We start from the raw sequence: 23,631 nt of genomic DNA on the forward strand, positions 1-23,631 counted from the left end.
CATCGGGCGGTGTCGGTATGAGGGAACAAGGCAAGGCGGCAACATTAAGGTATCTATAAAAACCTTGCCGTCTTTGCCACGCTTGCCGTGTTCCTGTTGTCAGTTTCGGAGATAGCAGACCCATGCTGTGCCGTCTTTCTCGGTCACAAGTCTGTCCCCGATACGGCTCTTTGCCGTTCTCATGGTGCGTGAGGAAATCCCACGCTCATTGACTGCCTTTTCCAGCTCTGCACTCGGCATACGCTTTCCGTCCGCAAGCAGTTCCAGAATGAGCATTTGCGCCTGTGCGGTCTTGCTTTCGGTCTTGGCGGTGTCTGTCCCGGCAAGAAGCTCGTCAGCGGTAATGTCATAAGCCCCTATCCACTCAAAGCCTTTCTCGTCTCCCAGAGAAAAGGCAAGGGACTGTCCGGGCGGCGCAAGGGAGCTTTTCTCATGGATAAGTACCCTTGTTGTGGGGCTGTCCTTCAGCTTGCCGATAAAGAGCAGACTGCGGACTGCCGCCGTAATGTCGATAGACCCTAATCCCCGGTAGGTGCTTTGCGTTCCTGCGGCTTTGTTGAGGTGTCCGATCAGCACGATAGCGCACCCGGTAGCCTGTGCAATGTCTCCCAGACTGCGGAATATCGGGCGCACCTCGTTTGCCCGGTTCATGTCCACATCTGCGCCCAGAAACGCCTGTACCGGGTCAATGATAACCAGCCTTGCGTTGTTTTCCCGGATTGCCCTTGCTATGCGTTTATCGGCAAGGGTCAGTGGTGTGTCTCTATCGTCAATGACAAGCACTTTTTCAAGGTCTGCGTCTGCTTCCATCAGCCGGGGCTTGACGGTATCGCCCAGACCGTCCTCTGCGGTCTGGTAGATGATGTTGAAAGGCTCAAGGGTCTCCATACCGGGTAAAGGCTTTCGGTTGGTGCAAGCCGCCGCAAGACGCATGGCAAAGTAGGTCTTGCCCTCGCCGGGGTTGCCCTGTATAATCGTCAGCTTTCCAAAGGGGATATACGGAAACCATAGCCAATCCACGCTCGTCAGCTCCACATCTGCCATACGGAGCATGGGGACAGGCTGGGCGGTGGGCAGCTCTCGCAGCGTGATTGTCTCGGCTATGAATTTGCGGCTGGGAATGTCCCCTTGCTGACGGAGAACATCGTTCCAGTCTTTCCTTGCCGGGACAAGGCGAATGACGGCGATCTCGCCGGGAATGTCCTGTGCCAGCCGGGTGCAGGCTTCACTTCCTGCGGTGTCGCTGTCAAGGCAGAGGAACACTTTTCGGGTGTCCTTGCGTTCAGAAAGGAAACGGTCAAGGGCTTTGCCTGAAACGCCGCCCAGGGCAAGGTAGCTCCTTGTCCGCCAGTCCTGCGGATAAAGGCAGATAAAGGACAAAAGGTCAATCGGTGCTTCAAAGACAAAGAGCTGGTTGCCGTTTCCCTCATAGTGGAACGGATAGGATTTGTCAGACCCGGCAATGTCCTGTCTGAATGGGTCTGCCGTTCCTCGCACATGGGCGTATCTCGGCGTACCGCTTCGGTCTCTGCCGACAAACACAACATTGTGCCGCTTTGCGTCCTCGTAAATATCCCCGGAAAGAAGAAAATCCTCAACAAGCGTTTTGTTGAGACCTCGGCTTTCGCAAAGATATTGAATTGCTCTGTCGGCTGTTCTGTTGTGCAAGGGCAAGTGGAACGCTGTGGGCGGTGCTGTGGTGGCTTCGGTCTGTCCCTCGCCGTTTTCGCCTGTCAACATCTGGACAGCTTCGGGAAAGGACTTGCCGTAAAACTCCATGACGAAATCAATGGGATAGCCGCCCTTGCTCTGGCTGTGGCGAAACCACTTGTTTCCCCGGACGGTCAGGCTGTCATGTTCTTTCCAGCGGTATTCCCGTCCGCTTTTGATAAGCGTCTCTCCCTGTGTGCGGAGAAAATCTTCCAGACTGACGGCGTTTGCCCGGTCAATCTGCGCTTGGGTGTAATTCATCGGGATAGTTCCTCCTTTTTCTGTCGTGTTTGGGGTCGATTTTGGAGCTTTTGTTCCTCTGTGCGCTCGTTAAATCGGGCGGCAGTACCTACGCATGACTTAACCTTCCAAAGGCGATGTAAATCGTCTCTGACGGTCTTAAACTCGCCATAGGTGGTGTTGTGCGCCTGTTCCAGCTCGTCATACTCTTCGGTCAGCTTTTTCATATCCACCTTGCCGTCCGGGAACTCCCCGGTCAGCTTGCGTCTGGCGGCGTAGAACTGTTTCAGTTCCGCTTCATGCTCTGCCTTGTACTTGGCTCTGGGCTTCTCAAACTTGATTTTCTGCAAGCCGTCATAGACAGGCTTCAAGCTCTGGAAAGCAGCAGAGCTGTCATAGAGCTGCTTAATTGCTTTCATTCGGGCGGTCTGTTCGTCCAGCGTTTTCTTCAAGCTCTCTGTGGCAGCACTGTGTTCGCTGACACGGCTTTCCAAATCTTCAAGAGTGTAAATGCCGTTTGCCCGGAGATAATTGAAAGTCTCGTTCATCTCCTTTAGGTTGCTGACCTTGCCTTTCTGCGAATACGCCCCGGCTCTGCGCTGGGTGTAATAGGCGTTCAGCAGCGAAACAAGGTCGGGTGCCTGCGGCTTGGCAAGCTCTGCTTTTGCTTCGGCAATCCAATCAAACAGGAGAGTGATTTTCTTCTTGATGTCCCGGATAACGGCATTGGTGGCTTTGATCCAGCGGTTGAACTCGCCTTTCTCGGTGCGTATGCCTTTCTTCTCCATTGCCCGGACGGTTGCGCCCTCGTGGATAGTGGGAAGAAGCTCCACGCCCTGACGCTCATAGCTCCGGTGGTCGATACGAACATCAATACCTTTTTCCGCAAACTTGGCATTGCATAGCTCCGCCCATGCTTCACGCCAATGTTCCAGCGTTTCGGGACTGCCCCAGTCGGTAGTGGGAACGGCGTTGAAAACAAACTCGCCGTTCTGGTCTCGGATACGGTTGCCGTCCTCGTCCAGCTCGTACACCCGGCGTTGCTTTAGTCCCCATTTGCCGTTCTGCTCGATGGGACGGATGGGGCAAAGCACATGGAAGTGTGGGTTTGGTATGCCGCCGTCCTCCCGGTCGGGCTGGTGTACGGCGAAGTCAACCACCATGCCCCGGCTCACAAAGTTCTCCAACAAAAATTGCCTTGCAAGAGCGATGTTTTCCTCAAGGGAAAATTCATTCTGCAAGGCAATGTCAAAGCTGTATGCAAGCTGGGCGTTCTTTCCACGCTCGGCTTTTTCCACGGCGTTCCATAGGGTCTGGCGGTCTGCGTATTCGGGCGGTGCATGGGACGGCAGGAGAATGTCAGAGCAGATCACGCCGCCCTTGCGGGTGTAGTCGCTGTATTCGCCGTAATACTCGCTATACAATCGCTCCCCGGCTCGGTAGGCGGCAGAAGCGATAGCGGACTGTCCTGCGCTTCGCTTAGTCTGCGTGACGCTCAGATGAAATAGTGCCATCGGCTTTCAACTCCTTTTCTCTGTTTGCTTGGCTGATATGAGTAATCGCCATGTGACGGACGGCTCGCTGGACTTCGGACAGGGAAAAGATGTGTTCCATCAGCTCTGTCATTTCGGTGCGTGTGAGATCTTTGACCTCCGGGGCAAGGCTCTCAATCGTGCCGCCCAGATTGCAAAGGCGGTGGGTGCGCTTGGTGCGTTCGCCTTTCTCCAGATACTTCTTTCTATTCTCCAGACGCTCCAGCTTGTGTTGTTCCTGTGCAAGCTGCGTCTCGGCTCGTTCCTTTTCGGCTCGGAGCTGGTCAAGGGTTTTCGGTTTTGTCATTGTGATTGACCTCCTTTTTTGATTTTGGGGATAAAAAAAGACCGTCAACTTTTCGCATAGTGCGACCAGTCAACGGTCTGATTTTCGGTATTTATTTTTCCAAACTTGCTGGCGGCGAACAGCATTTTATGCTGTTTGCGGACGGCAAGTCCACAGGGGATAGCCGCATTAGCGGCGCAAGGGGGTGTAGCCACCTTGACGGAACGAAGTGACGCAACTTTCTCGGTCGGGCAGTTTTCTTCTGCTGACAGAGAATGAAGCTCCGCAGGACGCACATACTCCCGATAGGAGAGTATAGAAGTGCGCCCTTTAGTTCCTAAAGGGATTTTCTTCTGACCCAAATTATATAAAATGTAGATCAAGACATTTCTAAGAGGTACTCTCAGATTTTCACAACATAAGGTTCATCTTCAATAATACCCTGATCGTGGGTAACAATGATAACCGTTTTACCTTCTTCATTGAGTTCGTGCAATAACCTCATAACAATATCTCTATTTTTCTTGTCAAGTGAGCCAGTAGGTTCATCTGCCAAAACAACAGAACATTTTTTCATCATAAGACGAGCTAAAGCAACTCTCTGTTGTTCACCACCGGAAAGCTGATAAACTTTTTTGTTAACTTCCTTTGATAACCCCACACGATTAAGAGCTTCTTTAAGTGATACTTTAGTTCGGCTTGATTTTTTAATCAAACTTAAATTTTCTTTAACTGTCTTATTTTCAAGCAGTGCAAAATTCTGAAAAAGAAACCCCACTGTATCCGCAAAAAAACTGTTTTTATTTTTAAGCCGGGTAATATTCAGCCCTTCGATTATGATACTGCCGCTATCCGGTTTTTCGATACCACCAATCATATTGAGTAAAGTGCTTTTTCCACTGCCGCTATCGCCGCTGATTACTACAAAACTTCCATCCGGAATTTCTAAATTAAAGTTAGAGAAAATTATTTTCTCTCCAAATGCTTTATTTAAGCCACGAATTATAATCATAAACATCCTCCCTTCAATGACTTTGAGATATTTGTTTTTTCAACCCACATAATATTTGTGAAAATGATTGCCATTTCAATAATGGTGAGCAACGCTCCAATCAGTAAAGCAATCCCGACACTTGCGTTAGATATAAAAATTGAAACAATGCAAATCAATATCACAACGGCTATATTTTCTAAGAGATTAACGGAAATAAATCTTTTGTGCCTTTCATAAAAGCGATAGCCCAAAACCTTTTTGAGGGAGATTTCCATCGCATTAAGTCTAAATTCCATTTTCACTTCAGATATGATGATAGCGATATCTAACAGCAATACTAATACGCAAAGAGAGCTTATAAAGCCAATCAGTTTCACGAGGAAACTATGACTATAAATGTAATCCTCTCCGACATTCGTCAGCATAAAATAGTGTGAACCAAGCTGTTCTGAATATTTTTTCGCAACACTGCGAATTGTGCTTTCATCGCATCCGTAGATTACCTCACCATTATATGTTCCTGTTTCGATATAACTTCCATTTAAAGCAACAGCCTCATTTGCCTGATAAATCACAATCGGATTTGTTACTCTTGACAATCCGTCAATAGCCTCTTCTCTGTTCGAATTGAGATAATAAAATTGTTCTCTGCCAGAATATTCTTTATAAACAACACGCAGTTCTTCTGCATTTTGGGTAAGAGAGCCAATTTCCTCTTTTGCGATATCTTTGTATGATTCCGCATTTCTTCCCTTTGGCACGAAGACCACGATATCCTCTTTTTCATCATCTTCAGTAAGCATATCAGAAAACCCTTGTAGCATATCTCTGGCATTATGATTTACAAAAATATAATTATCCGTATCGCTTATCCGGCTGCCTATGCAGACCACCGGATTTATCGTGTTGTATTCATTTTCGTAAAGGTCATTCCAAAATTTGCTCTCTTTGGATTCCTCCTCATTTTCTTCAAAAGGAGGTTCAATCTGCATAACTCCAAAATAATAATCATTATAATGATTTTCTAAAAGAGTAGTGTTTGTAAGTAAATTACCTTGAATGCTACTGAGATTTGTAGTTATTGTAAAAATTGTCATAGCAGTAGCAAATACTTTAAGACCGTTCAGAAGATAAAACATACCTTTTTTATCTGAAGCATTGGCAAAGGCTTTTTTTACATCAAAGCGGACAAAAGCAGCATAAGGAATTACGGAAAGAACTGCTCCGGCACAATACACTGCCAAAATGAGATGATCTTCATACGCTCCCGATATAAATTGAGAAACAAGCAACTTTGCTAAGACGAATAATGCAGCATATGAAATCATATCAGCCACTACAGCTTTTAGAGCAATCACAGCAGCATTTTCGCCCAGAGAAGCTCGTACAACTACTTCCTTTTGCCTGCGTATCACCTCAATCATATTAAGTACAATCATCAATATGGCAACCAGGCCCCAAACAATGAACATCATATCAGTTTCGGTTGATTGCCAAAACTCTGGCTGCGATATAGAATATTCTTTTGCCAAATCTTGATATGTGGCAATAATGTCATCATCATCACCGATATAGCTGACCATTATTTCCTGTCCATTGCCTGTGTTTTTTGCTTCTCTAAAATCTTCAAATTCTATTACGGTGATTCCACCTATCAAAGCCGTATATGTTTTTTCCTCAATATCCATTGTGCTTTTAAGACTATCCCGAACAACGGTATCATCACCATAAATATAAAGTCTTGTCTGATAATTAGAAACTCTCTGATTAAAAGTCGAAAAAATATGAACACCATGCTTCTCAGCTGTATCTTCTGCATTGGCTAAAAATGAATCCATATCGTCATTAGTAGTTGTGTATCTGGACGATAAATAATAAGCACCATTAAAGTTCCAGAGCATATTTTGATATACTTCAGCTTGCATAACAAAAGCAAAAATAATCGTAATCAACAGCAATATATTTCTTATATGTTTCATTTGAAATTCTTAAACCTCCTTTGAATAGGTAACAGACACACGATTGCCCAAAATACTAATATGGATTTTTTCATACAACCACATTCTCTTGTTAGATTCTAATTTTCCGTTTTCTTTATTCGCATAAATTGTACCATAAAACTTGTGAACATTTCTACCGCAACTTTGGACTATATGAGAAAAGTCCGAACAGTTTTCTGCCCGGACTTCCTCGATCAATCGTAAATCAATTCCGCTTTCACAATCTCCTCTGCCTGTGCCTTGCAAGCGTTCATCTGCCGCACCCATTCCATTTGGTTTTCGGCTTTCAGCCTTTCGGTCACGCCGTACTGCTTTGCCAGTTGCGGCACGATCAGCTCCATGCGATTTCGTGCCGCTTCGTCAATCTCGGCGCAATGCTCAAAGAGCTTGTCGGATAGCACCAGCTCATTGAACAGTATCGGACGGTGCATTTCCAGATACGCCTTGCGAAGTCTGCCGTAGTGTCCGAGGGGTTTGGTCTTGCGGATAACGATGTTCGGGATAAGATAATCGCCGTTCTGTGTATAAGTGATATTCATGCTGTTTGTACTCCTTTCATCGGCTCTCTCTGCGGTAAACTGCTGACAGGAACGAACACGCCCTTTGCAATGTCCTCCGCACGAATGGCGGCTTTCTTAGCTTCGATTTCTGCCTTTTTCCGCTTTTTGATTTTGTCCTCGTATTGCTTCTGTGCTCCGCTGGCTTTCCGCTTCAAGTAGTTCTGATGAAGCCTGTCCTTGCGTTCCTCACGCTTGCGGATTTCCTCTAATTCTTCCGGGGTCAGCTCCACTTCTCCAAACGCCGGGGGAACGAATCGCCCAACAAAATTGAAGTAAATCTCGACCTCCTGTGTGGTCTGTATACTGCCTTTGCGGTCACGCTCATGCACAAGGATTTTCTCGATAAACTCGTTGAGCATGGCAATGGTCAGCTTGTCGAAGTTCTCATATTTGTCAATCAGAGCGATAAAACGGTCAGCGTCCTTTTCGTGCTTCTCATAGCTCTTGACAGCCTTTTCCAGAACAGAGATTTCAGCGGTAAGCTCGGACTGTTCCTTTTCGTATTGAGCGTCCAGAGTGGCGTATCTGCTGTCGGACAGCTTGCCTAAAATGTTGTCCTCATAGATCTTGCAGAGCAGGACTTCCAGCTCGGAAACTCTCTGCTTTGCTGTGGCAAGGCGTGTCCGATGTTTCCTGACCTCTGTGGTCTGCTGGCTGGACTGCGCTTCCTGCACCACACGGACAAACTCGGCTCGGTCATGCTTGGCATACTCGGCAATGGCTTTCAGCATTTCAGAGACAAGGGACAGTACCACATCTTCATTGATACGGTGCTGGGTCTTGCAGAGCGTTCCGCAAGGAACTTTGGTGTACTGTGAGCAGGTGTATTGAGAAATGCGCTTGCCGTTATTGGTTCGGTGGACATACATCTTGCCGCCGCAATCGGCACAATAAAGCAAGCCTGTGAGGGGAGCTGCTTCGCCCCAGCCGTCCGGGTAGCGTCTGACATTCCCACGGATTTTCTGCACAAGGTCAAAGGTCTGCTGGTCAATGATAGGCTCATGGGTATTCTCAAAAATCGTCCATTCGTCCTCCGGGACATAATGGCTTTTCTTGTCCTTGAAGTGCTTTCGGGTCTTGAAATTGACGGTGTGTCCCAGATATTCACGCTTTTCAAGAAGGTTGCAGATGGTGGAAGAACCCCAGCCGTACACATCTTTGAAAGTCTTATTCTTGTTCACGCCCTCGCCGTGCTGGGCAAGGTAAGCGGACGGAATGAGGATTTTTTCTTCTTTCAGCTTGCTGGCGATCTGATACGGACCGTAGCCCTCAATCGTCATGGCAAAGATACGCTTGACCACCTCTGCGGCTTCGGGGTCAACCAACCATTGGTCTCTGGCTTCGTTCCAGAGATAGCCGTAAATGACTGTGCCTGTGAGGTGCTTGCCGGACTTGCCTTTGGACTGGAAAGTGGAACGGATTTTACGGCTGGTGTCTCTGGCGTAATACTCGTTCATAATGTTGCGGAAAGGGGTAAAATCATCGTCCCCTCTGGCACTGTCCACGCCGTCATTGATGGCGATAAGGCGAACGCCACGCTGACGCAGGATTTCCATAATCTGACCGACTTTCAGATAGTCACGACCCATGCGACTCATGTCCTTGATACACAGGTACTCCACATTCCCGGCTTCAACCTCTTTCATCATTGCCAAAAATCCGGGGCGGTCAAAGCAGGTGCCGCTAATGCCATCGTCTGTGAAATGGACAATGTTTGTAAAGCCCTGCCGTGCGGCGAACTCCTCCAACATAGCTTTTTGATTGGAAATGGAATTGCTCTCACGCTGTTGGTCATCATCTTTGCCAAAGTCATCACGGCTCAGTCGTTCGTACAGAGCAGTGATTTTCTCGTTTTTTCTCATAACTTGCGCTCCTTTCTTCGGTTTTAGGTTGTGTGTTCTAAGAGACTTCCCAACCGCTTGATTAAGAAGTCTTTTAGAGCATACAACACCAGCGGCCAGCTTATATTTCTTATACTGGCGCACCGCAAAGTGGTTTGGCTTCTCGGCTTCCAGTGCATCAAACATCAGGTCTACGGGGTTTTTGAACTCCTCGTCATCCTCACGGACTTCCATGGCGTTGATGAACTCAATGAGGGTGGAGAAGTTTTGTTCCTCCACCGGAGCCTCATAATGGATATAGCCAATAAGCGCGCAGTACAACAAGGTTTCTGCTTTTACCCAGAAATCGTCTCCGGCCTTGCCTTCGCCTTTGGTATTGGCGATCAGCGTTGTTACCAGCTTCAAGATGTCCTTTTCGCTATGGATATAGGCGAAAGGGTTATAGTGCATGGACTTCTTGAAGTTGATGGTATTTAGGACCTTGATTCGGTACGGCTCATAAATGACCTTGCCGTGCTTATCCTTCATAGGCTTTCCGTCTTTCCCCAGCTTGGGTGCGCCCCTTTGGAGCATTTTTCCGCACTCCACCAAAATGGTTCCCTTCGGGTCTGTGACCACATAGGAACTGTGCATCTGCATCAGATTCGGTTTGAGCCAGAAGCGGGTCTTACCGGAACCGGAGCCGCCAATCACCAGCACATTTTTGTTTCTGGCGGTCTTTGGGTCCTTGGGGCGGCTGTTCATTGTCAGGCTCTCCGTTTTCGTCAGAATCACATTGTTCTGGAATACCGGGTCGATGTAGGGTGCAATGTCCTCATGGGTTCCCCAACGGGCGGAACCGTATTCCATGCCGTGCCTGTACTTCTTGGCGTTCTTGCTTTTCAGGTACACAGCCAGCCGCAGGCCGCCGCCGCAGCACAGGCCCACCAGCAGGTCCAGCGGGTGCAGGCTGGGCCACCAGCTGGTCAGCGCCATCGGCAGCGTGGAGAAGAACGAGAGCATTTTTGCCGAAGCGTCCGCACCCACGGCCATCCGCCACGCTTCACCGAAGTTGGTGGAGAAAAGCCCCATCAGGATATACGGCAGGTTCAGCAAAATGAGCTTTTTGATGTTCAGCTGCTTTTTCATCGTTCCAGCTCCTTCCGCTTGTTCCGGTCCACGACGGCGTGTTTCACCAGCTCTTTGAACTGGCTCAACTTTGCCAGCACGGACGGACGCTCGGATTTCTCCGCCTTCCTGACCTTTTTCCCGGTGTACTCGGTAAAAGCAGCGGTCAGGGCATCCGCGTCCCGACCCTTGAAAAAGATCAGGTACTTGGGTGGGGAGCTGCTGCGGTCCTTCTTCACCGCATAGTCCACACCGTATTTCCGCGCGATCTTCTCAAACTCCTTGATGGAGGGGTCGGTGATCTCGATGTTGGAAACCCCTTGGTTCTGACCAATCAGCTGTTTCACCGTCTGCTTGCCCTGGGGCTTCACAGGCGCGTCACGGCTTCTCTGCTTTTGCAGCTTCTTTTCCTTGCGGTGGGCAAGGTACTTGGTGATGGCGGCTTTCATCAACCGCCCGGTAAACTTTGTTCCGCTGACTACCAGCGTCAAAGTCCTGTTTTCCACTTCCTCCTGCATAGGTCATCGCCTCCTTTCCACGGATTTTGCAGGGGTGGCACTTGATACTAAGGTGGGACCACCAGCCGCCGCAGCAGGTATTTCAGCATGTCAGGCTCCTTTCAGCGCAGCTGGTCGGAGCGGTCATAGTACAGATGGCCCTGGCGCACTTTGGCATGGCTGAGAATCTTGATGTGGCCCTTTTCCTGGTTCTCCAGGCTTTTCTGGTATCCGGCCTCCGTCAGAAACAGGCGGTTCCGTTCACCTTTCCAGCCCACCGGGGAATCGTCGGTCAGCACATCGAAGATAATCATGTGCCGGGTGTCCTCGGCAAACCGCTCCAAATCCATGTACTCATGGCCGTGGTAGTTCTGCGCCCCGGCTTTGAGGCGCATTTCCTCCATCAGCTGGCCCACGGTCTTACGCTCAGGCATGGCGTGCACCTCCTTTCCCGCGTCCCTGGCCCTTCACGGCCAGGATACCGTCCAGGGTGGTGGCGGTGATCCGCAGGCGCTCGGCGGTGGCAATGTCATTCTTCACGGTCTCGTCGATGCCGTGGCCGCAGACCACCAGCACATGGGACCGGCGCAGGTAGTCCCGCGCCATATCCAGCCCGTCCTTGTGTTCCTGGGGAATCTCGTCTTTGAGGAAGGTAGGCAGGAACAGCACCGGGCAGATGGGCGAATACCCGGCATCGTACACCTGACGGCAGTAGGCCGCAGCGTTCTCGGCGTTCTCATACTGGCTGTTGCTCCAGGGAGCCGTAATGTAGGCAAGAGGTCGTTTCATGGCAAAATCCTTTCTCCCGGTATTTTCGGGCAGCAGAAAAGCGGCTGTTTACCAGCCGCCTGCGTACATATCGTGGTTAACTTGTGCGGTGTAGTGGTTGCTGATCGTGGTCGGCGCATTAAACAGCACCGCAAGCAGATACTGCTTCATGTTGCGGATTTCGGTGGTATTGTTCCGCAGGCATTCCATGACAAACTCGATGTGGGAGCAATCCAGCTTCAAAAAACGGGAGCGGACCACCTCATGGGGGAAGTCGCTGCCAGCGATCCGGGTGGTTTTCCGCTTAGCGCAGACGGTCTCCACCATCAGCTCCACAATCTCGTCCAGGTCCTCCCGGTAGGTGGTAAACTCCCGGCACAGGTGGTCATACTCGATGTTCTCCAGAATCAAATCCCGATAACTTTCCATCTCTGAGACAGACATCGCATCCCTTCCTTTCCGTTCCGGCAGCTGTGCTGCCGCTGCCTCCCGGAAGGGAATAGAATCGGTACTTGATCCATAAGTAATTGTTTTTTCTGTATTTGATTTCTCTATATTTAATTCTGCGGGCTTTTCCGTATCCGGTTTTACCATATCCGGGTTTTCCGTATCTGGTGAAGCCATATCCGGCTGGGGCGTATCCGGGTTCTTCGGCTGTGGCTGCTCATATATGACATACTCCGTATCACTGATGCGTCCCTGGCGGTCACGCAGTTTGTGCCGCACAATGTAACCGGCAGCCTCCAATTCCCGCAACGCAGCGCCTATGGCATCCACGCCCTCCTTACAAATCTTTGCAAGACCACGGGTGGTGTAATTCCAGTCCTCTGGCAAAGACAGCATCATGGAAAGCAGCCCCTTGGCTTTTAACGACAGATTTGCATTTCGTAAATGATGATTGCTCATCACGGTATAATCACGGGTCCGTTCAATGCGAAAAACGGCCATCGACCTCACTCCTTCCAAATTTCTCAGGGTATGAAAAAAGCCACACTCCTGTAAAAAGAATTGTGGCAGTCAGCTGTTTTGTTCACTTTTTCTGCGCCGGTAGGGGCGCTTGGAAATGGGCGGTTTATCCAACAAGTCATTTCCCTGAGAGAATGGCAGAGTTTGCAGAACACGGTCAATCTCTATAAATTCCATACCATGCTGGGAATGGCAATCCTCCCGGATTGCTTCCCGGATTTCCTTTACAGTACACATTTCAATCCTTTCCTTTCGCAGTAATGATTTGTTTATGAGTGGCGGCGGTGTTTTCCCGGTTTGAAATCGAGGATATGTCCCTCAATCACACGAGCGTAACGCTTGATCTTGATCTCCCGGCGCTGCTGGCTTTGCAGGGCGGCCTGATACCCGTCCTCGGTTAAAAACAACCGCATTTCCTCTCCGGGACTACCGTAAGCTGTGCTGGGACGCAGGACGGAAAACTCAATCATCCAGCGGGTGTTATCCCAAAACCTCTCTACGGCGAGAATGTTGTGTCCTTTCAGCTCACGGGCTGAAATATCCCTCATAGGCGGCTCCTTTCATCGTTCCTGGTCTCTCTGACGCTTTTTCTGCCATGCCTCCAGCAACTTGATGATGGTTTCCTGCATCCGCTGGGGCGTATAGCTTTTAGGGAAATACTTCCGCAAGGTGTCAGAGGTAAATGTCACTCGGTCCAGATCGCTTTTCTTTTCCTCACCCATGATGACACGCATCATATCGAGGGTCAGATGCCCCTCCTGACTGTATTTCTTGAGCCGCTGGGCTTGAGAAAGAGAAGGGGTAGCCTGTTCGCTGTCCATCGCGTCCAACAGGTCTACCTGTTCCTCCTTTTTGAGAAAGGACAGCTCATAGGCAGGGTTCAGGGCAATCTTCTTTTCATCCACCATATCCAGCAGTTCGGGGATAAGCTCCGTCAGGCGGATAAATCTCTGAATTTGATTTTTACTCTGCCCAACCTGTTCAGCTAAAACATCTCTGGATTTCCTACCATCGGACTTGTGCCCAAGTTGGGCACAAGTTAAATCCACTCGCTCTCCTTGATGTTTCATGGCATCCAGTTTCATTTTATAAGCAAATGCTCTTTCACTGGGGAGCAGACTTTCTCGTTGTAAGTTGCTGTCAACCATAATGATCGTGGCGGCATCATCATCCAAATCCCGAACAATGACCGGCATAGTCTCCTTTTCTGCCAGCTCACTGGCTCTGTGCCGCCTGTGTCCGGCTACCAGCTCATAACCGCCCTCCGGGTCCGGTCGAGCAATCACCGGAACCAGAACGCCATACTGCTTGATACTGTCAGCGGTCTCCATCATGGCTTCGTCATCCTTGACTTTGAATGGGTGGTTCTTAAAGGGATGCAGTTCAGACAGCGGAATCTCCTGAATCTTTTCCAGCTTTGCATCCTGACGGCCTTCTTCGGTGGAGAACAGATCATCTACCGAGGCCAGCTCTATTTTTTTCGCGCTGCTTTTCAAGTTTCAACACCTCCTTCGTCAGATTTCGATACCCCTCTGCCACCTTGCCGCCAGGGTCATGGACAAAAATACTTTTTCCCTCGGCGCTGATTTCCTTTGCCCGGACAGAATGGGGAATCTCTGTGCCGAATACTTTGATCTTGCTGCCATAGGTCTCACGCAGGAGCGCGGAGATCTCTTTGGCAAAGTTGGTTCGGCTGTCCACCATCGTCAGCAGGATACCGTCTATCTGGATCTTGGGGTTGATCTGCCGCTTTACCTTGTTTACCGTGGAGAGCAGCTGTTCCAACCCTTTGGCGGGCAGATACTCCGCCTGAACGGGAATGATGATCCTGTTCGCAGCGGCCAGCGCATTGACCGTGAGCATCCCCAGGGAGGGCTGACAGTCGATGAGAATATGGGAGTATTGCCCCTTCAGCGTGTCCAGATATTGCCGCAAGATAGTCTCACGGCTCATGGCATTTACCAGGGATACCTCCATACCGGATAACTGGATGTCCGCAGGCATCAGGTCAATGCCTTCCGCATGATGCAGAATACCTTCTCCAGTGCGTATAGGCTGATCCATCAAAATTTTGCCCATTGCATCGGACAATGTAAATGGCAACTTGTCCGGTTGCGGATTTCCCAGGCTGATTGTCAGGCTCCCTTGTGGGTCCCCGTCGATCAGAAGGACTTTCTTTCCGGCCTGCGCCAGCCCGATTCCCAAGTTGGCACAGGTCGTTGTCTTGCCAACGCCGCCTTTCTGGTTGGCAATGGCGATGATTTGCGTGTTCATTGACTTCACCTCATTTCTAATTATTGCTGTTGCTTCTGGAAATAGAAAAAGCCGCCACTTCAAAATTAACAGTGAAGTGACGGCTCTTTCTATCGCCGGAATACGAGTTCCTGAAATGAAAAAAGCACCCAGCATTTATACTGTGTGCTACATCAAATTCATATTCAATTATTCAAATTAGCTCAAACTATGCCAAACTGCCACAGCCAAAAAAACGAGGGGAAGGAGGGCTGAAAAGCACCCCTAAAATCGGCTCTCGGTTAACCACTTTGGGAACCACTTACCCCTCTTTTCGCCCTCTTTTTGGCCAGTTAACCACTTGCGGACCACTAAAAATTGGGTGAAAACGGCTCTCGTTTTGCCAAATTTGGTCAAACCATATCATCCCGTTTAGATATAGTAAAACCCCGGAAAACCTTGATTTTCCGGGGTTTTTGAACCATTTTGATATAGTCTGAGCAGTCGATTATCGCTTGCTGAACTGCGGAGCGCGACGAGCTGCTTTGAGACCGTATTTCTTACGTTCCTTCATACGCGGATCGCGGGTCAGGAAGCCGGCAGCCTTCAGAGCTGCGCGGTACTGGTCGGAATCAGCCTGCAGCAGAGCACGAGCGATGCCGTGACGGATTGCGCCAGCCTGGCCGGTGAAGCCGCCGCCGGTTACGGTGCACTCTACGTCGAACTTGCCCTCGGTGCCGGTTACTTCGAACGGCTGACGGCAAACCATCTTCAGGGTCTCTAGACCGAAGTAGTTGTCGATGGTGCGGTTGTTGATCTTGATCTCACCGGTGCCGCCCGGGAAAAGACGAACGCGGGCAACAGAGGACTTTCTTCTGCCGGTGCCATAGAAATATGCCTTCTTAGGTGTATACATCAGTTAATCCTCCCTTACTTTTCCCAGTTCTCGGGCTTCTGAGCCTGATGATTGTGGTTCTCGCCAGCAAATACCTTCAGACGGGTAGCGGACTGACGGCCGATGGAATTCTTCGGCAGCATGCCCTTAACTGCGAGCTGCATAGCGAACTCCGGCTTCTCAGCCATCAGGGTCTTGTACTGAACTTCCTTCAGACCGCCGACCCAGCCGGTGTGATGACGATAGTACTTCTGGGTGAGCTTCTTACCGGTCAGAACCGCCTTGTCAGCGTTGACGATGATTACGAAATCGCCGCAGTCAACATGGGGAGTGAACGTGGTCTTGTGCTTGCCGCGAAGCAGCATTGCAGCGGTTGCAGCAGTACGGCCCAGCGGCTTGCCAGCTGCGTCCAGTACATACCACTTACGCTCGACATTTTCTGCCTTAGCCATAAAAGTAGACATGGTTTTTTCCTCCGTTTATATATATCAAAAATACTTTGACAACTGTTTGATCGCTCGAAACGAGCATATTTATTAAAACACATCATTTTGCGCAAGTCAAGCGAAATTTTGAAAAAATATCTGCAATCCAATACATTCTCTTGTTTTCTCTTCCAATCTCTCTCATACTAACGAATACTCACTTTGCATTTCATTTTTTGCATTTGCGATTTTTGATGTTTTCTGATAAATTTTAATATGTACGATCAAAAAGGAGACTGTTATGCAGAAAATGCTTTCCTATGTCCGCCGTGCGGTGGACCATTACCATATGATAGACGAGGGCGACAGGATTGCGGTCGGTGTTTCCGGCGGCAAGGACTCGCTCGCGCTGCTCGTGGCGCTCAGCCAGCTGAGTCGCTTTTATCCGCACCATTTTACAGTCGTGGCTATTACATTGGAGATGGGCTATGATGAGATGGACTTTTCCCCTGTACAGACGCTGTGCGACAAGCTGGGCGTCGAGTACATCCGCGTCCCCACCCAGATCGGCCCTATCGTGTTTGATATCCGCCATGAGGAAAACCCCTGCTCGCTCTGTGCCAAGCTGCGCCGCGGTGCCCTGCACGATGCCGCCCGCAAGGCAGGCTGCAGCAAGGTTGCGCTCGGCCATCACTTTGACGATGTGGTGGAGACCTACATGCTTTCCTTATTTTATGAAGGCCGCATTTCGTGCTTTTCGCCGGTAACCTACCTCGACCGTGCCGACATCACGCTCATTCGTCCGCTGCTGTATGTGCCGGAGTATTATGTGCGTTCGTTCGCCAAACGGCATGAGCTGCCGATCGTGCACAATCCGTGTCCGGCGGACGGCAACACCAAGCGGCAGGAGATCAAGGATTTGCTGAAAAGTCTCGAAAAGACCATGCCCGGTGTGCGCGAGCGCATTTTCGGCGCCATGCAGCGCTACCCGCTCGAGGGCTGGGAACCGGACAAGACCCGCCGCGATTACAAATGATCTGTTCCCTGTATAAAAAGAAAGGAGATGAGAACCATGATCCAGATTGGCTTCTGCGACGACGATCTCAGCGTGCTCGATGAACTGCACGAGCTGCTCGGCAGCTACCGTGCGGAACACAACGCCGATATCGCCCCTACGGCCTTCCAAAGCCCGTTCGAGCTGCTGGCGTCCATCGAAAAGGGCGCACGCTTTGACATTCTGCTGCTCGATGTGCTCATGCCCGGTGAAAACGGCATCGAAGCCGCCCGCGAGATCCGTCAGTACGACTCCAACGTGAAGATCATCTTTCTCACCTCATCCGCAGAGTTTGCCGTGCAGTCGTATACGGTGGGCGCGTATTTCTATCAGCTCAAGCCGATCTGGCCGGAAAGCTTCTTCCGGCTGATGGATTCGGTCATTGCCGCCTGCTCGCGTGAGAGCAGCGCCAGCCTGATTCTGCGCTGCAGAACCGGCATCACGCGCGTTGAACTGGACAAACTGGAATACTGCGAGGTCATCCGCCGTTCCCTGCTGCTGCACAAGACTGACGGCACCGTGCTCGAAGCCGCCGGCAGCATGGACAGCCTGTGCGAAAGCCTTGCCGAACACAGGAATTTTCTGCGCATTCACCGCTCCTACCTTGTAAATTTAGAGCATATCCAGACGATCACGCCGAAAACGCTTGTCATGTCCAGCCGTGCCGAGCTGCCCATTCCGCGCGGACGCTACAACGACATCAAGGATGCGTACCTTGAACACGCCTTTCAGAAAGAGCAGGTGTTCCTGACATGATCGCACTCGCTGTTGACCTTTGCAACTCCGTTGCCGTTACGCTGTTCGGCATCGCGCTCTCTGCGGCATTCTGCAATATCCACTGGACGCCCAAGGCGAAAAAGCGCATGCTGCTGTACACGCTGATGATCTTCTGCCTGTCCGGCATCGCCTACCTCGGTGTGGACCCGGGCTTCGGACGCTATCTGTATCCGCTGCACACCCACCTGCCGCTTGTGCTCGCGCTGTGCTCGCTCAGTCACGAACGCCTGTGGCCGGTGATTTCCGTGCTGACGGCGTACCTGTGCTGTCAGCTGCGGCGCTGGCTGGCGCTGATCGCGGTCGCTATCTTCTCCGGCGGAGACACCATGCAGTACGCTGTGGAAATAATCGTCACCGTGCCGATGCTCATTCTGCTGCTCAAGGCCGCACCTGCCATCCGGTCGGTGTCGCAGTATTCGCGGGCGGTGCAGTGTCAGTTCGGCATTGTGCCCGCGGTGTACTATGCGTTTGACTATGCTACCCGCGTTTACACCGACCTGCTGTTCTCCGGTTCGGCCGTAGTCGTGGAGTTCATGCCGTTCGTGTGCAGTGCGGCATACCTGCTGTTCCTGATTCACATTTCCAGAGAGCAGCACGCACGGCTGCGTTTGGAGGAGCTGAAAAGCAATCTTGACCTGCAGGTGCATCAGGCCGTTCGTGAGATTGAAGCACTGCGTATCTCTCAGCAGAAAACCCGCGCCTACCGGCATGATCTGCGGCATCATCTGCAGTACATCACCGCCTGCATCGAGAATGAGCAGTATGAGCAGGCACTGCAGTACATTCACTCCATCAGCGAGGAAATCGAAGCCAGCCGCGTGACCGTTTACTGCGAAAACGAGGCCGCAAACCTGATTCTCTCATCGTTTGCCGACCGCGCCAAGGCGCAGGGCATCCCGCTTGCGGTGCATGCCGTGCTGCCCAATCAGCTGCCGCTTGCCGAGAGCGACCTGTGCGTGCTGCTCTCCAACGCACTTGAGAATGCGATTCACGCATGCAGCGAGCGCGCAGACGGTGTTCCCGGACATATTGAGGTGCAGGCCTACGAAAAATCCGGAAAGTTCTTCCTGCAGGTTGTCAACGACTGCACGCAGCCGGTGCAGTTCAGCCACGGCGTGCCGGTCTCCGACCGCGCCGGACACGGCATCGGTGTGCACAGCATTTGCAGCATCGTCGAGCGATACGGCGGTGTATACAGCTTTTCGGTTAAGAATCAGCAGTTTATTCTGCGTATCTCTCTTTAATCACATAAGAAAAAACGCTCTGTTTTCACAGAGCGTTTCAGCTTGTCGAAAAAGTCAGATTTCTATTTTGTGCTTCGTGCGACAGCACGTATAAAATAGAATTTGCGCAGCAAATTCATAAAAACCGGGGGCGTGTACCTCGGTTTTTATACAAGGGAAGAAAAAATGTTTCCGGAGGACGCGGTTTTTCTTCAGCATTCGATCGAAAGCGTGGTTTCGATCGAGAGGCTGCTCGAAAAACGATAGTTTTTCGACAGCCTCAAACGCTCTGTTTTCACAGAGCGTTTTCTTATAAACAGTAGCAAACACCGTGCGGAACTGTAGTTCCGCTGACAGCATTTTATCTCTTATTGGAGCGCTTCCAGATACGCATCTTCTCCGCTTCCTGAATCAGCTGCTCACGAAAATCCGGATGCGCAACCGAGATCAGAGCCTCTGCACGCTGCCATGCAGTCAGACCCTTGAGGTTTACCTTGCCGTACTCGGTGACAAACCAGTGCGCGCACGGACGGGCATCGGTAACGACCGATCCGTTCTCGAGCGTCGGACGAATACGGCTCTCGAGCGTGCCGTCCTTCTTCTTAAAGGTGGACGAGCAGCAGATAAAGCTCTTGCCGCCCTTGGACAGATACGCGCCCAGAACGAAGTCCAACTGACCGCCTGCACCGGAAATCTGCTTGACACCGGCACTTTCTGCGTTCATCTGGCCGAACAGATCCACATCCACGATATTGTTGATGGAAATGAAGTTGTCGATCTGTGCGATGGTGCGCGCATCGTTAGTATAGGATACCGGTGCAGACATGCACTCCGGATTATCATTTACAAAATCGTACAGCTTCTGGGTGCCTGCGCCGAACGCGAACACCTGACGGCCGCGGTCGATGGCCTTCTTCGAGCCGTTGATCTTGCCTGCACGGGAGATGTCAACGAAAGCGTCAACGTACATTTCAGTATGAACGCCGAGGTCCTTCAGGTCGGACTCCGCGATCATCGAGCCTACGGTATTCGGCATGCCGCCGATGCCCAGCTGCAGGCACGCGCCGTTCGGGATTTCCTCCACGATCAGCTTTGCAACCGCCTTATCAACCTCGGTCGGCTCGCCGCCTGCGCCCATCTGCGGCATTTCGGTGTCGCTCTCAACGATCATATCCACCTGCGAAATGTGAATGCCGTCCTCAAAGCCACCAAGGCAGCGCGGCATATACTTGTTGACCTCAACGATGATAACATCGGATACATCGCAGATGGCTTTCAGGTGCGAAGCCTGCGGACCGAAGCTGAACCAGCCATGTGCGTCCATCGGCGCCACCTGAATCATGGCTACATTGACATGACGGACATTCTCGCGGTACCAGCGCGGCATCTCGGAGTAGCGCAGTGCGCTGTAAAAGCCGAAGCCCTCCATGCATGCCTTGCGCTCAATGCCGGACATGTGCCACGAGTTCCAGGTGATCTTATCGGCTGCATCCGGAATATCGAATACCGCCGGTCGGCGCATGAGTACGCCGCCGCGGAAGTTTACGTCCTCCAGCTCGCCCATGCGGGCAGCAAGTGCCTTGTCCAGTGCAACAGGCGTACCCGTACACCAGCCGTAGTCTACCCAGTCACCCGATTTAACAACTTTAACGGCTTCATCCGCCGTTGTCAGCTTCTGCTGATACAGTGCAGTATAATCCACGCTGATTCCCTCCGTCTTACTTGTTCTTCATTGTTTATTCTTTAACAATCATGCTTACTTATGATTATAATCTCTTTTTTGGTACAGGTCAACACAGGTTCGCAAAAAAGAGTGAGAATCCGTTCCAACCGCTCCCCGCCCTCTTTTCCATATATTTCACCCTGTTATTTTAGATTTTGCACAAAATACCGCCCGATTATCCTTCAAAAATGCTGAAAATCTGCATGAAAATCAGGGGTTGATTTTCTGCGCTAAAGTGTTATAATAGTAAACAAGATATGAACCGAATTACAGGAGGTTTTCTAAAAATGAAGACGAAGAAACTTCTCGCACTGCTGATGGCAGGCGCAATGAGTGTATCCGTGCTGTCCGGCTGCGGCGGCTCTGCTGCCAAGACCGACGACTCGAGTGCCGATGCGGCTGATACCTCGGCTTCCGCTGAGAGCGATGTGGATTATGTAAAGAGCAACGGCAAGCTGGTTATCGGCATCACGGATTTCGCACCGATGGATTATAAGGAAGACGGCTCGGACGAGTGGGTCGGCTTTGACGCGGACATGGCAAAGGCTTTCGCTGAGAGCCTGGGCGTAAAAGCTGAGTTCATCGAGATCAACTGGGACAACAAGATCATGGAGCTGGATTCCAAGGGCGTTGACGCTGTTTGGAACGGCATGACCCTGACCGATGAGGTCAAGACCTCCATGAACTGCTCCGACCCGTATGCAACCAACGCACAGGTTGTTGTTGTTCCGTCCGACAAGGCCGACGCTGCCAAGGACATCGAGTCCATCAAGGATATGACCTTCGCGGTTGAGTCCGGCTCTGCCGGTGAGGCTGCTGCACAGGCTGCCGGTCTGAATGCAACCGCAGTTCAGTCTCAGGCTGACGCACTGATGGAGGTTGCCGCAGGCACCTCTGATGCCTGCGTGATCGACCTGCTGATGGCAGGCGCTATGATCGGCGAGGGCACCAGCTACCCGAACCTGACCTACACCGTAAACCTCAACGAGGCCAACGGCGAGGAGGACGAGAACTACGTTGTAGGCTTCCGCAAGGGTTCTGACCTGACCGAAGCATTCAACAACTTCTACAAGGGCGCCTACAAGGACGGCATTGTTCTTTCCTTCGCTCAGAAGTACGGCGTACAGGAAGCAATCGTAGATCCGGAGGCTTAATCTCCCATTCCCCAGTTCAATATAAGGCAGAAGGCGGACTACCGTCTTCTGCCTTATGTATCACAGGAAATAAAGTAAAAAAGAGGTAAAGAGGAAACGACATGTTTGCCAATGTAACACTCAGCCTGATGGGCGGCTTTGTTACCACCGTACAGCTTTTCTGCCTGACGCTGGTATTCGCTCTGCCGCTCGGCCTGCTTATCAGCTTCGGCTCGATGAGCCGCATTACTCCGCTGCGCGCACTCATCAAAATCATCGTCTGGATCGTCCGCGGCACACCGCTCATGCTCCAGATCATCATCATCTACTATGGCCCTGCTCTGGTGTGGGGAATCAAGCTGCCGCGCTTCACCGCTGCGCTGGTGGCGTTCGTCATCAACTACGCCTGCTACTTCTCGGAGATCTTCCGCGGCGGCATTCAGGGTATCCCGAGCGGCCAGTATGAGGCCGGTCAGGTGCTCGGCATGACCAAGAGCCAGATCTTCTTCAAGGTAACGCTGCTGCAGGTCATCAAGCGCGTTATCCCGCCGATGGGCAACGAGTTTATCAACCTTGTTAAAGATACCGCACTGGCGCGTACCATCGCGGTGTACGAGGTGCTGTGGGCAGGCGAAAAGTTCGTCAAGAACCCTGGCATTATCTGGCCGCTGTTCTACACCGCCGTATTCTACCTGCTGTTCAGCGGCATTCTGACCCTGCTGTTCGGCTGGATCGAAAAGAAAATGGATTACTTTAAATAAGGAGGAGCCGTTATGCCTATTCTGGAGGTACAGCACCTTTATAAGAACTTCGGCTCTACCAAGGTGCTCAAAGACATCAGTTTTACATTGGAGCGCGGCAAGGCGCTTGCCATCATCGGCTCGTCCGGCTCGGGCAAGACCACGCTGCTGCGCTGCCTGAATTTTCTCGAAACCCCGAATGAGGGTAAGATCATCGTAAACGGCGAGACACTGCTCGACGCTGCCGACCATGCCGCCAAGAGCGATGCGCAGATTCGCAAGAACCGTCTGCACTTCGGCATGGTGTTCCAGTCGTTCAATCTGTTCCCGCAGTACACCGCACTCGAGAACGTCATGCTCGCTCCCCTGCTGCAGGCCAAGGAACGCCCGGACTACAAGCAGAAAAAACGCGAGATTCACGAGCAGATCGAGCACCGCGCCATCGAGCTGCTCGAGATGATGAGCCTCGAGGGCCGCATGAGCCACTATCCACACCAGCTGTCCGGCGGTCAGCAGCAGCGTGTAGCCATTGCGCGTGCACTGGCGCTCAAGCCGGATATCCTGTGCTTCGACGAGCCGACCTCGGCGCTTGACCCCGAGCTGACCGGCGAGGTGCTGCGCGTTATCCGCTCACTGGCGGACCAGCACACCACCATGATCATCGTCACCCACGAGATGGCATTTGCCCGCGATGTGGCCGATCATGTCGTATTCATGGACGGCGGCACCATCGTTGAGGAGGGCACGCCGACAGAGGTATTTGAAAATGCACATAACGAGCGAACCCGCGCATTTTTGAGCCGTTTTTCGCAAAACAGCTAAAGAACGGAAAATTATGCAAAAACTTTTCGGTACTTTTCACCATTACCCCATTTACAAATCACAATAAATACGTTAAAATAGTCCCGTAATAAGATTACGGGACTTT

At 51.1% G+C, this 23,631-nt stretch carries 23 protein-coding genes and 1 pseudogene; 6 read left to right on the top strand and 18 right to left on the bottom strand.

All coding sequences use genetic code 11. The annotated features are described in order from the left end of the window. Positions 1 to 99: 99 nt before the first annotated feature. The 17 genes and pseudogenes from DW088_RS06380 to rplM all read right to left on the bottom strand — a co-directional run bounded on the left by DW088_RS06380 (position 100) and on the right by rplM (position 16,092). Positions 100 to 1,971 (bottom strand): AAA family ATPase, encoded by a 1,872-nt coding sequence (locus DW088_RS06380; RefSeq protein ID WP_117500180.1) that lies wholly within the window; start codon positions 1,969 to 1,971, stop codon positions 100 to 102. Further along, on the bottom strand, positions 1,968 to 3,464 hold the full coding sequence (mobQ, locus tag DW088_RS06385; protein ID WP_006858516.1) for a MobQ family relaxase: 1,497 nt from the start codon (positions 3,462 to 3,464) through the stop codon (positions 1,968 to 1,970). Before mobQ ends, DW088_RS06380 begins: the two co-directional genes overlap by 4 nt. Next, positions 3,430 to 3,789, bottom strand: coding sequence for a DUF3847 domain-containing protein (locus DW088_RS06390; protein ID WP_003500140.1), 360 nt, complete (start codon positions 3,787 to 3,789; stop codon positions 3,430 to 3,432). The genes mobQ and DW088_RS06390 overlap by 35 nt, the downstream gene beginning before the upstream one ends. Positions 3,790 to 4,171: 382 nt before the next feature. After that, on the bottom strand, positions 4,172 to 4,780 hold the full coding sequence (locus DW088_RS06400) for an ATP-binding cassette domain-containing protein (RefSeq protein ID WP_002593328.1): 609 nt from the start codon (positions 4,778 to 4,780) through the stop codon (positions 4,172 to 4,174). Next, positions 4,777 to 6,741, bottom strand: a complete 1,965-nt coding sequence (locus DW088_RS06405; protein WP_004845300.1) for a bacteriocin-associated integral membrane family protein — start codon at positions 6,739 to 6,741, stop codon at positions 4,777 to 4,779. Before DW088_RS06405 ends, DW088_RS06400 begins: the two co-directional genes overlap by 4 nt. Before the next feature lie 215 nt (positions 6,742 to 6,956). Further along, on the bottom strand, positions 6,957 to 7,301 hold the full coding sequence (locus tag DW088_RS06415; protein ID WP_085533511.1) for a TnpV protein: 345 nt from the start codon (positions 7,299 to 7,301) through the stop codon (positions 6,957 to 6,959). Next, complete coding sequence (locus DW088_RS16715) at positions 7,298 to 9,184, bottom strand: recombinase family protein (protein WP_330383013.1); 1,887 nt, start codon at positions 9,182 to 9,184, stop codon at positions 7,298 to 7,300. Before DW088_RS16715 ends, DW088_RS06415 begins: the two co-directional genes overlap by 4 nt. 60 nt (positions 9,185 to 9,244) lie before the next feature. Then, positions 9,245 to 10,291, bottom strand: a pseudogene (locus DW088_RS16720) (type IV secretory system conjugative DNA transfer family protein); the annotation flags it as partial. Further along, on the bottom strand, positions 10,288 to 10,788 hold the full coding sequence (locus DW088_RS06425; RefSeq protein WP_050005939.1) for a PcfB family protein: 501 nt from the start codon (positions 10,786 to 10,788) through the stop codon (positions 10,288 to 10,290). The gene DW088_RS06425 and the pseudogene DW088_RS16720, both read right to left, overlap by 4 nt. Positions 10,789 to 10,889: 101 nt before the next feature. Further along, on the bottom strand, positions 10,890 to 11,201 hold the full coding sequence (locus tag DW088_RS06430) for a DUF5720 family protein (protein ID WP_117453428.1): 312 nt from the start codon (positions 11,199 to 11,201) through the stop codon (positions 10,890 to 10,892). Next, positions 11,194 to 11,556, bottom strand: a complete 363-nt coding sequence (locus DW088_RS06435; RefSeq protein ID WP_027644087.1) for a DUF7768 domain-containing protein — start codon at positions 11,554 to 11,556, stop codon at positions 11,194 to 11,196. The genes DW088_RS06430 and DW088_RS06435 overlap by 8 nt, the downstream gene beginning before the upstream one ends. A 48-nt stretch (positions 11,557 to 11,604) precedes the next feature. Then, entirely contained in the window at positions 11,605 to 12,483 is an 879-nt protein-coding gene (locus DW088_RS06440; RefSeq protein WP_117453427.1) for a DUF6017 domain-containing protein, read from the bottom strand. A 287-nt stretch (positions 12,484 to 12,770) separates the two neighbouring features. After that, complete coding sequence (locus DW088_RS06450) at positions 12,771 to 13,049, bottom strand: DUF5720 family protein (protein ID WP_117453426.1); 279 nt, start codon at positions 13,047 to 13,049, stop codon at positions 12,771 to 12,773. A 12-nt stretch (positions 13,050 to 13,061) separates the two neighbouring features. Continuing rightward, the gene (locus DW088_RS06455; RefSeq protein ID WP_117453425.1) at positions 13,062 to 13,997 is read right to left on the bottom strand and encodes a ParB/RepB/Spo0J family partition protein; all 936 of its coding nucleotides are present in this window, start codon (positions 13,995 to 13,997) and stop codon (positions 13,062 to 13,064) included. Further along, complete coding sequence (locus DW088_RS06460) at positions 13,954 to 14,775, bottom strand: ParA family protein (RefSeq protein ID WP_117453424.1); 822 nt, start codon at positions 14,773 to 14,775, stop codon at positions 13,954 to 13,956. Before DW088_RS06460 ends, DW088_RS06455 begins: the two co-directional genes overlap by 44 nt. 466 nt (positions 14,776 to 15,241) lie before the next feature. Further along, positions 15,242 to 15,649 carry a 30S ribosomal protein S9 gene (gene rpsI, locus DW088_RS06475; RefSeq protein ID WP_110437409.1) on the bottom strand — a complete coding sequence of 136 codons (408 nt, stop codon included), beginning with the start codon at positions 15,647 to 15,649 and terminating at the stop codon, positions 15,242 to 15,244. Between the two features lie 14 nt (positions 15,650 to 15,663). After that, positions 15,664 to 16,092: a 50S ribosomal protein L13 gene (gene rplM / locus DW088_RS06480; protein WP_116704844.1), complete on the bottom strand. Its 429-nt coding sequence runs from the start codon at positions 16,090 to 16,092 to the stop codon at positions 15,664 to 15,666. Positions 16,093 to 16,354: 262 nt separating this feature from the next. Between rplM and DW088_RS06485 the strand changes: the two genes are divergently transcribed. The 3 genes from DW088_RS06485 to DW088_RS06495 are packed head-to-tail and all read left to right on the top strand — an operon-like array spanning position 16,355 to position 19,128. After that, entirely contained in the window at positions 16,355 to 17,089 is a 735-nt protein-coding gene (locus DW088_RS06485) for a tRNA lysidine(34) synthetase (protein WP_118360144.1), read from the top strand. 36 nt (positions 17,090 to 17,125) lie between these two features. After that, positions 17,126 to 17,863 carry a LytR/AlgR family response regulator transcription factor gene (locus tag DW088_RS06490; RefSeq protein ID WP_118360145.1) on the top strand — a complete coding sequence of 246 codons (738 nt, stop codon included), beginning with the start codon at positions 17,126 to 17,128 and terminating at the stop codon, positions 17,861 to 17,863. Then, complete coding sequence (locus DW088_RS06495; RefSeq protein ID WP_118360146.1) at positions 17,860 to 19,128, top strand: sensor histidine kinase; 1,269 nt, start codon at positions 17,860 to 17,862, stop codon at positions 19,126 to 19,128. Before DW088_RS06490 ends, DW088_RS06495 begins: the two co-directional genes overlap by 4 nt. A gap of 340 nt (positions 19,129 to 19,468) precedes the next feature. Here DW088_RS06495 and DW088_RS06505 read toward each other — a convergent pair whose 3' ends face one another. Beyond that, positions 19,469 to 20,809, bottom strand: coding sequence for a butyryl-CoA:acetate CoA-transferase (locus tag DW088_RS06505; RefSeq protein WP_118360148.1), 1,341 nt, complete (start codon positions 20,807 to 20,809; stop codon positions 19,469 to 19,471). Between the two features lie 308 nt (positions 20,810 to 21,117). Here DW088_RS06505 and DW088_RS06510 point away from each other — a divergent pair, with 308 nt between their 5' ends. The 3 genes from DW088_RS06510 (at position 21,118) to DW088_RS06520 (ending at position 23,525) form a co-directional block, all read left to right on the top strand. After that, the gene (locus tag DW088_RS06510; RefSeq protein WP_118360149.1) at positions 21,118 to 21,984 is read left to right on the top strand and encodes a transporter substrate-binding domain-containing protein; all 867 of its coding nucleotides are present in this window, start codon (positions 21,118 to 21,120) and stop codon (positions 21,982 to 21,984) included. 101 nt (positions 21,985 to 22,085) lie between these two features. Then, positions 22,086 to 22,724, top strand: coding sequence for an amino acid ABC transporter permease (locus DW088_RS06515; protein ID WP_118360150.1), 639 nt, complete (start codon positions 22,086 to 22,088; stop codon positions 22,722 to 22,724). A 12-nt stretch (positions 22,725 to 22,736) separates the two neighbouring features. Then, positions 22,737 to 23,525, top strand: coding sequence for an amino acid ABC transporter ATP-binding protein (locus tag DW088_RS06520; RefSeq protein WP_118360151.1), 789 nt, complete (start codon positions 22,737 to 22,739; stop codon positions 23,523 to 23,525). Positions 23,526 to 23,631 lie beyond the last annotated feature (106 nt).

Source organism: Butyricicoccus sp. AM05-1, from assembly GCF_003474415.1.
In the GTDB taxonomy this organism is placed as follows: domain Bacteria; phylum Bacillota; class Clostridia; order Oscillospirales; family Butyricicoccaceae; genus Agathobaculum; species Agathobaculum butyriciproducens.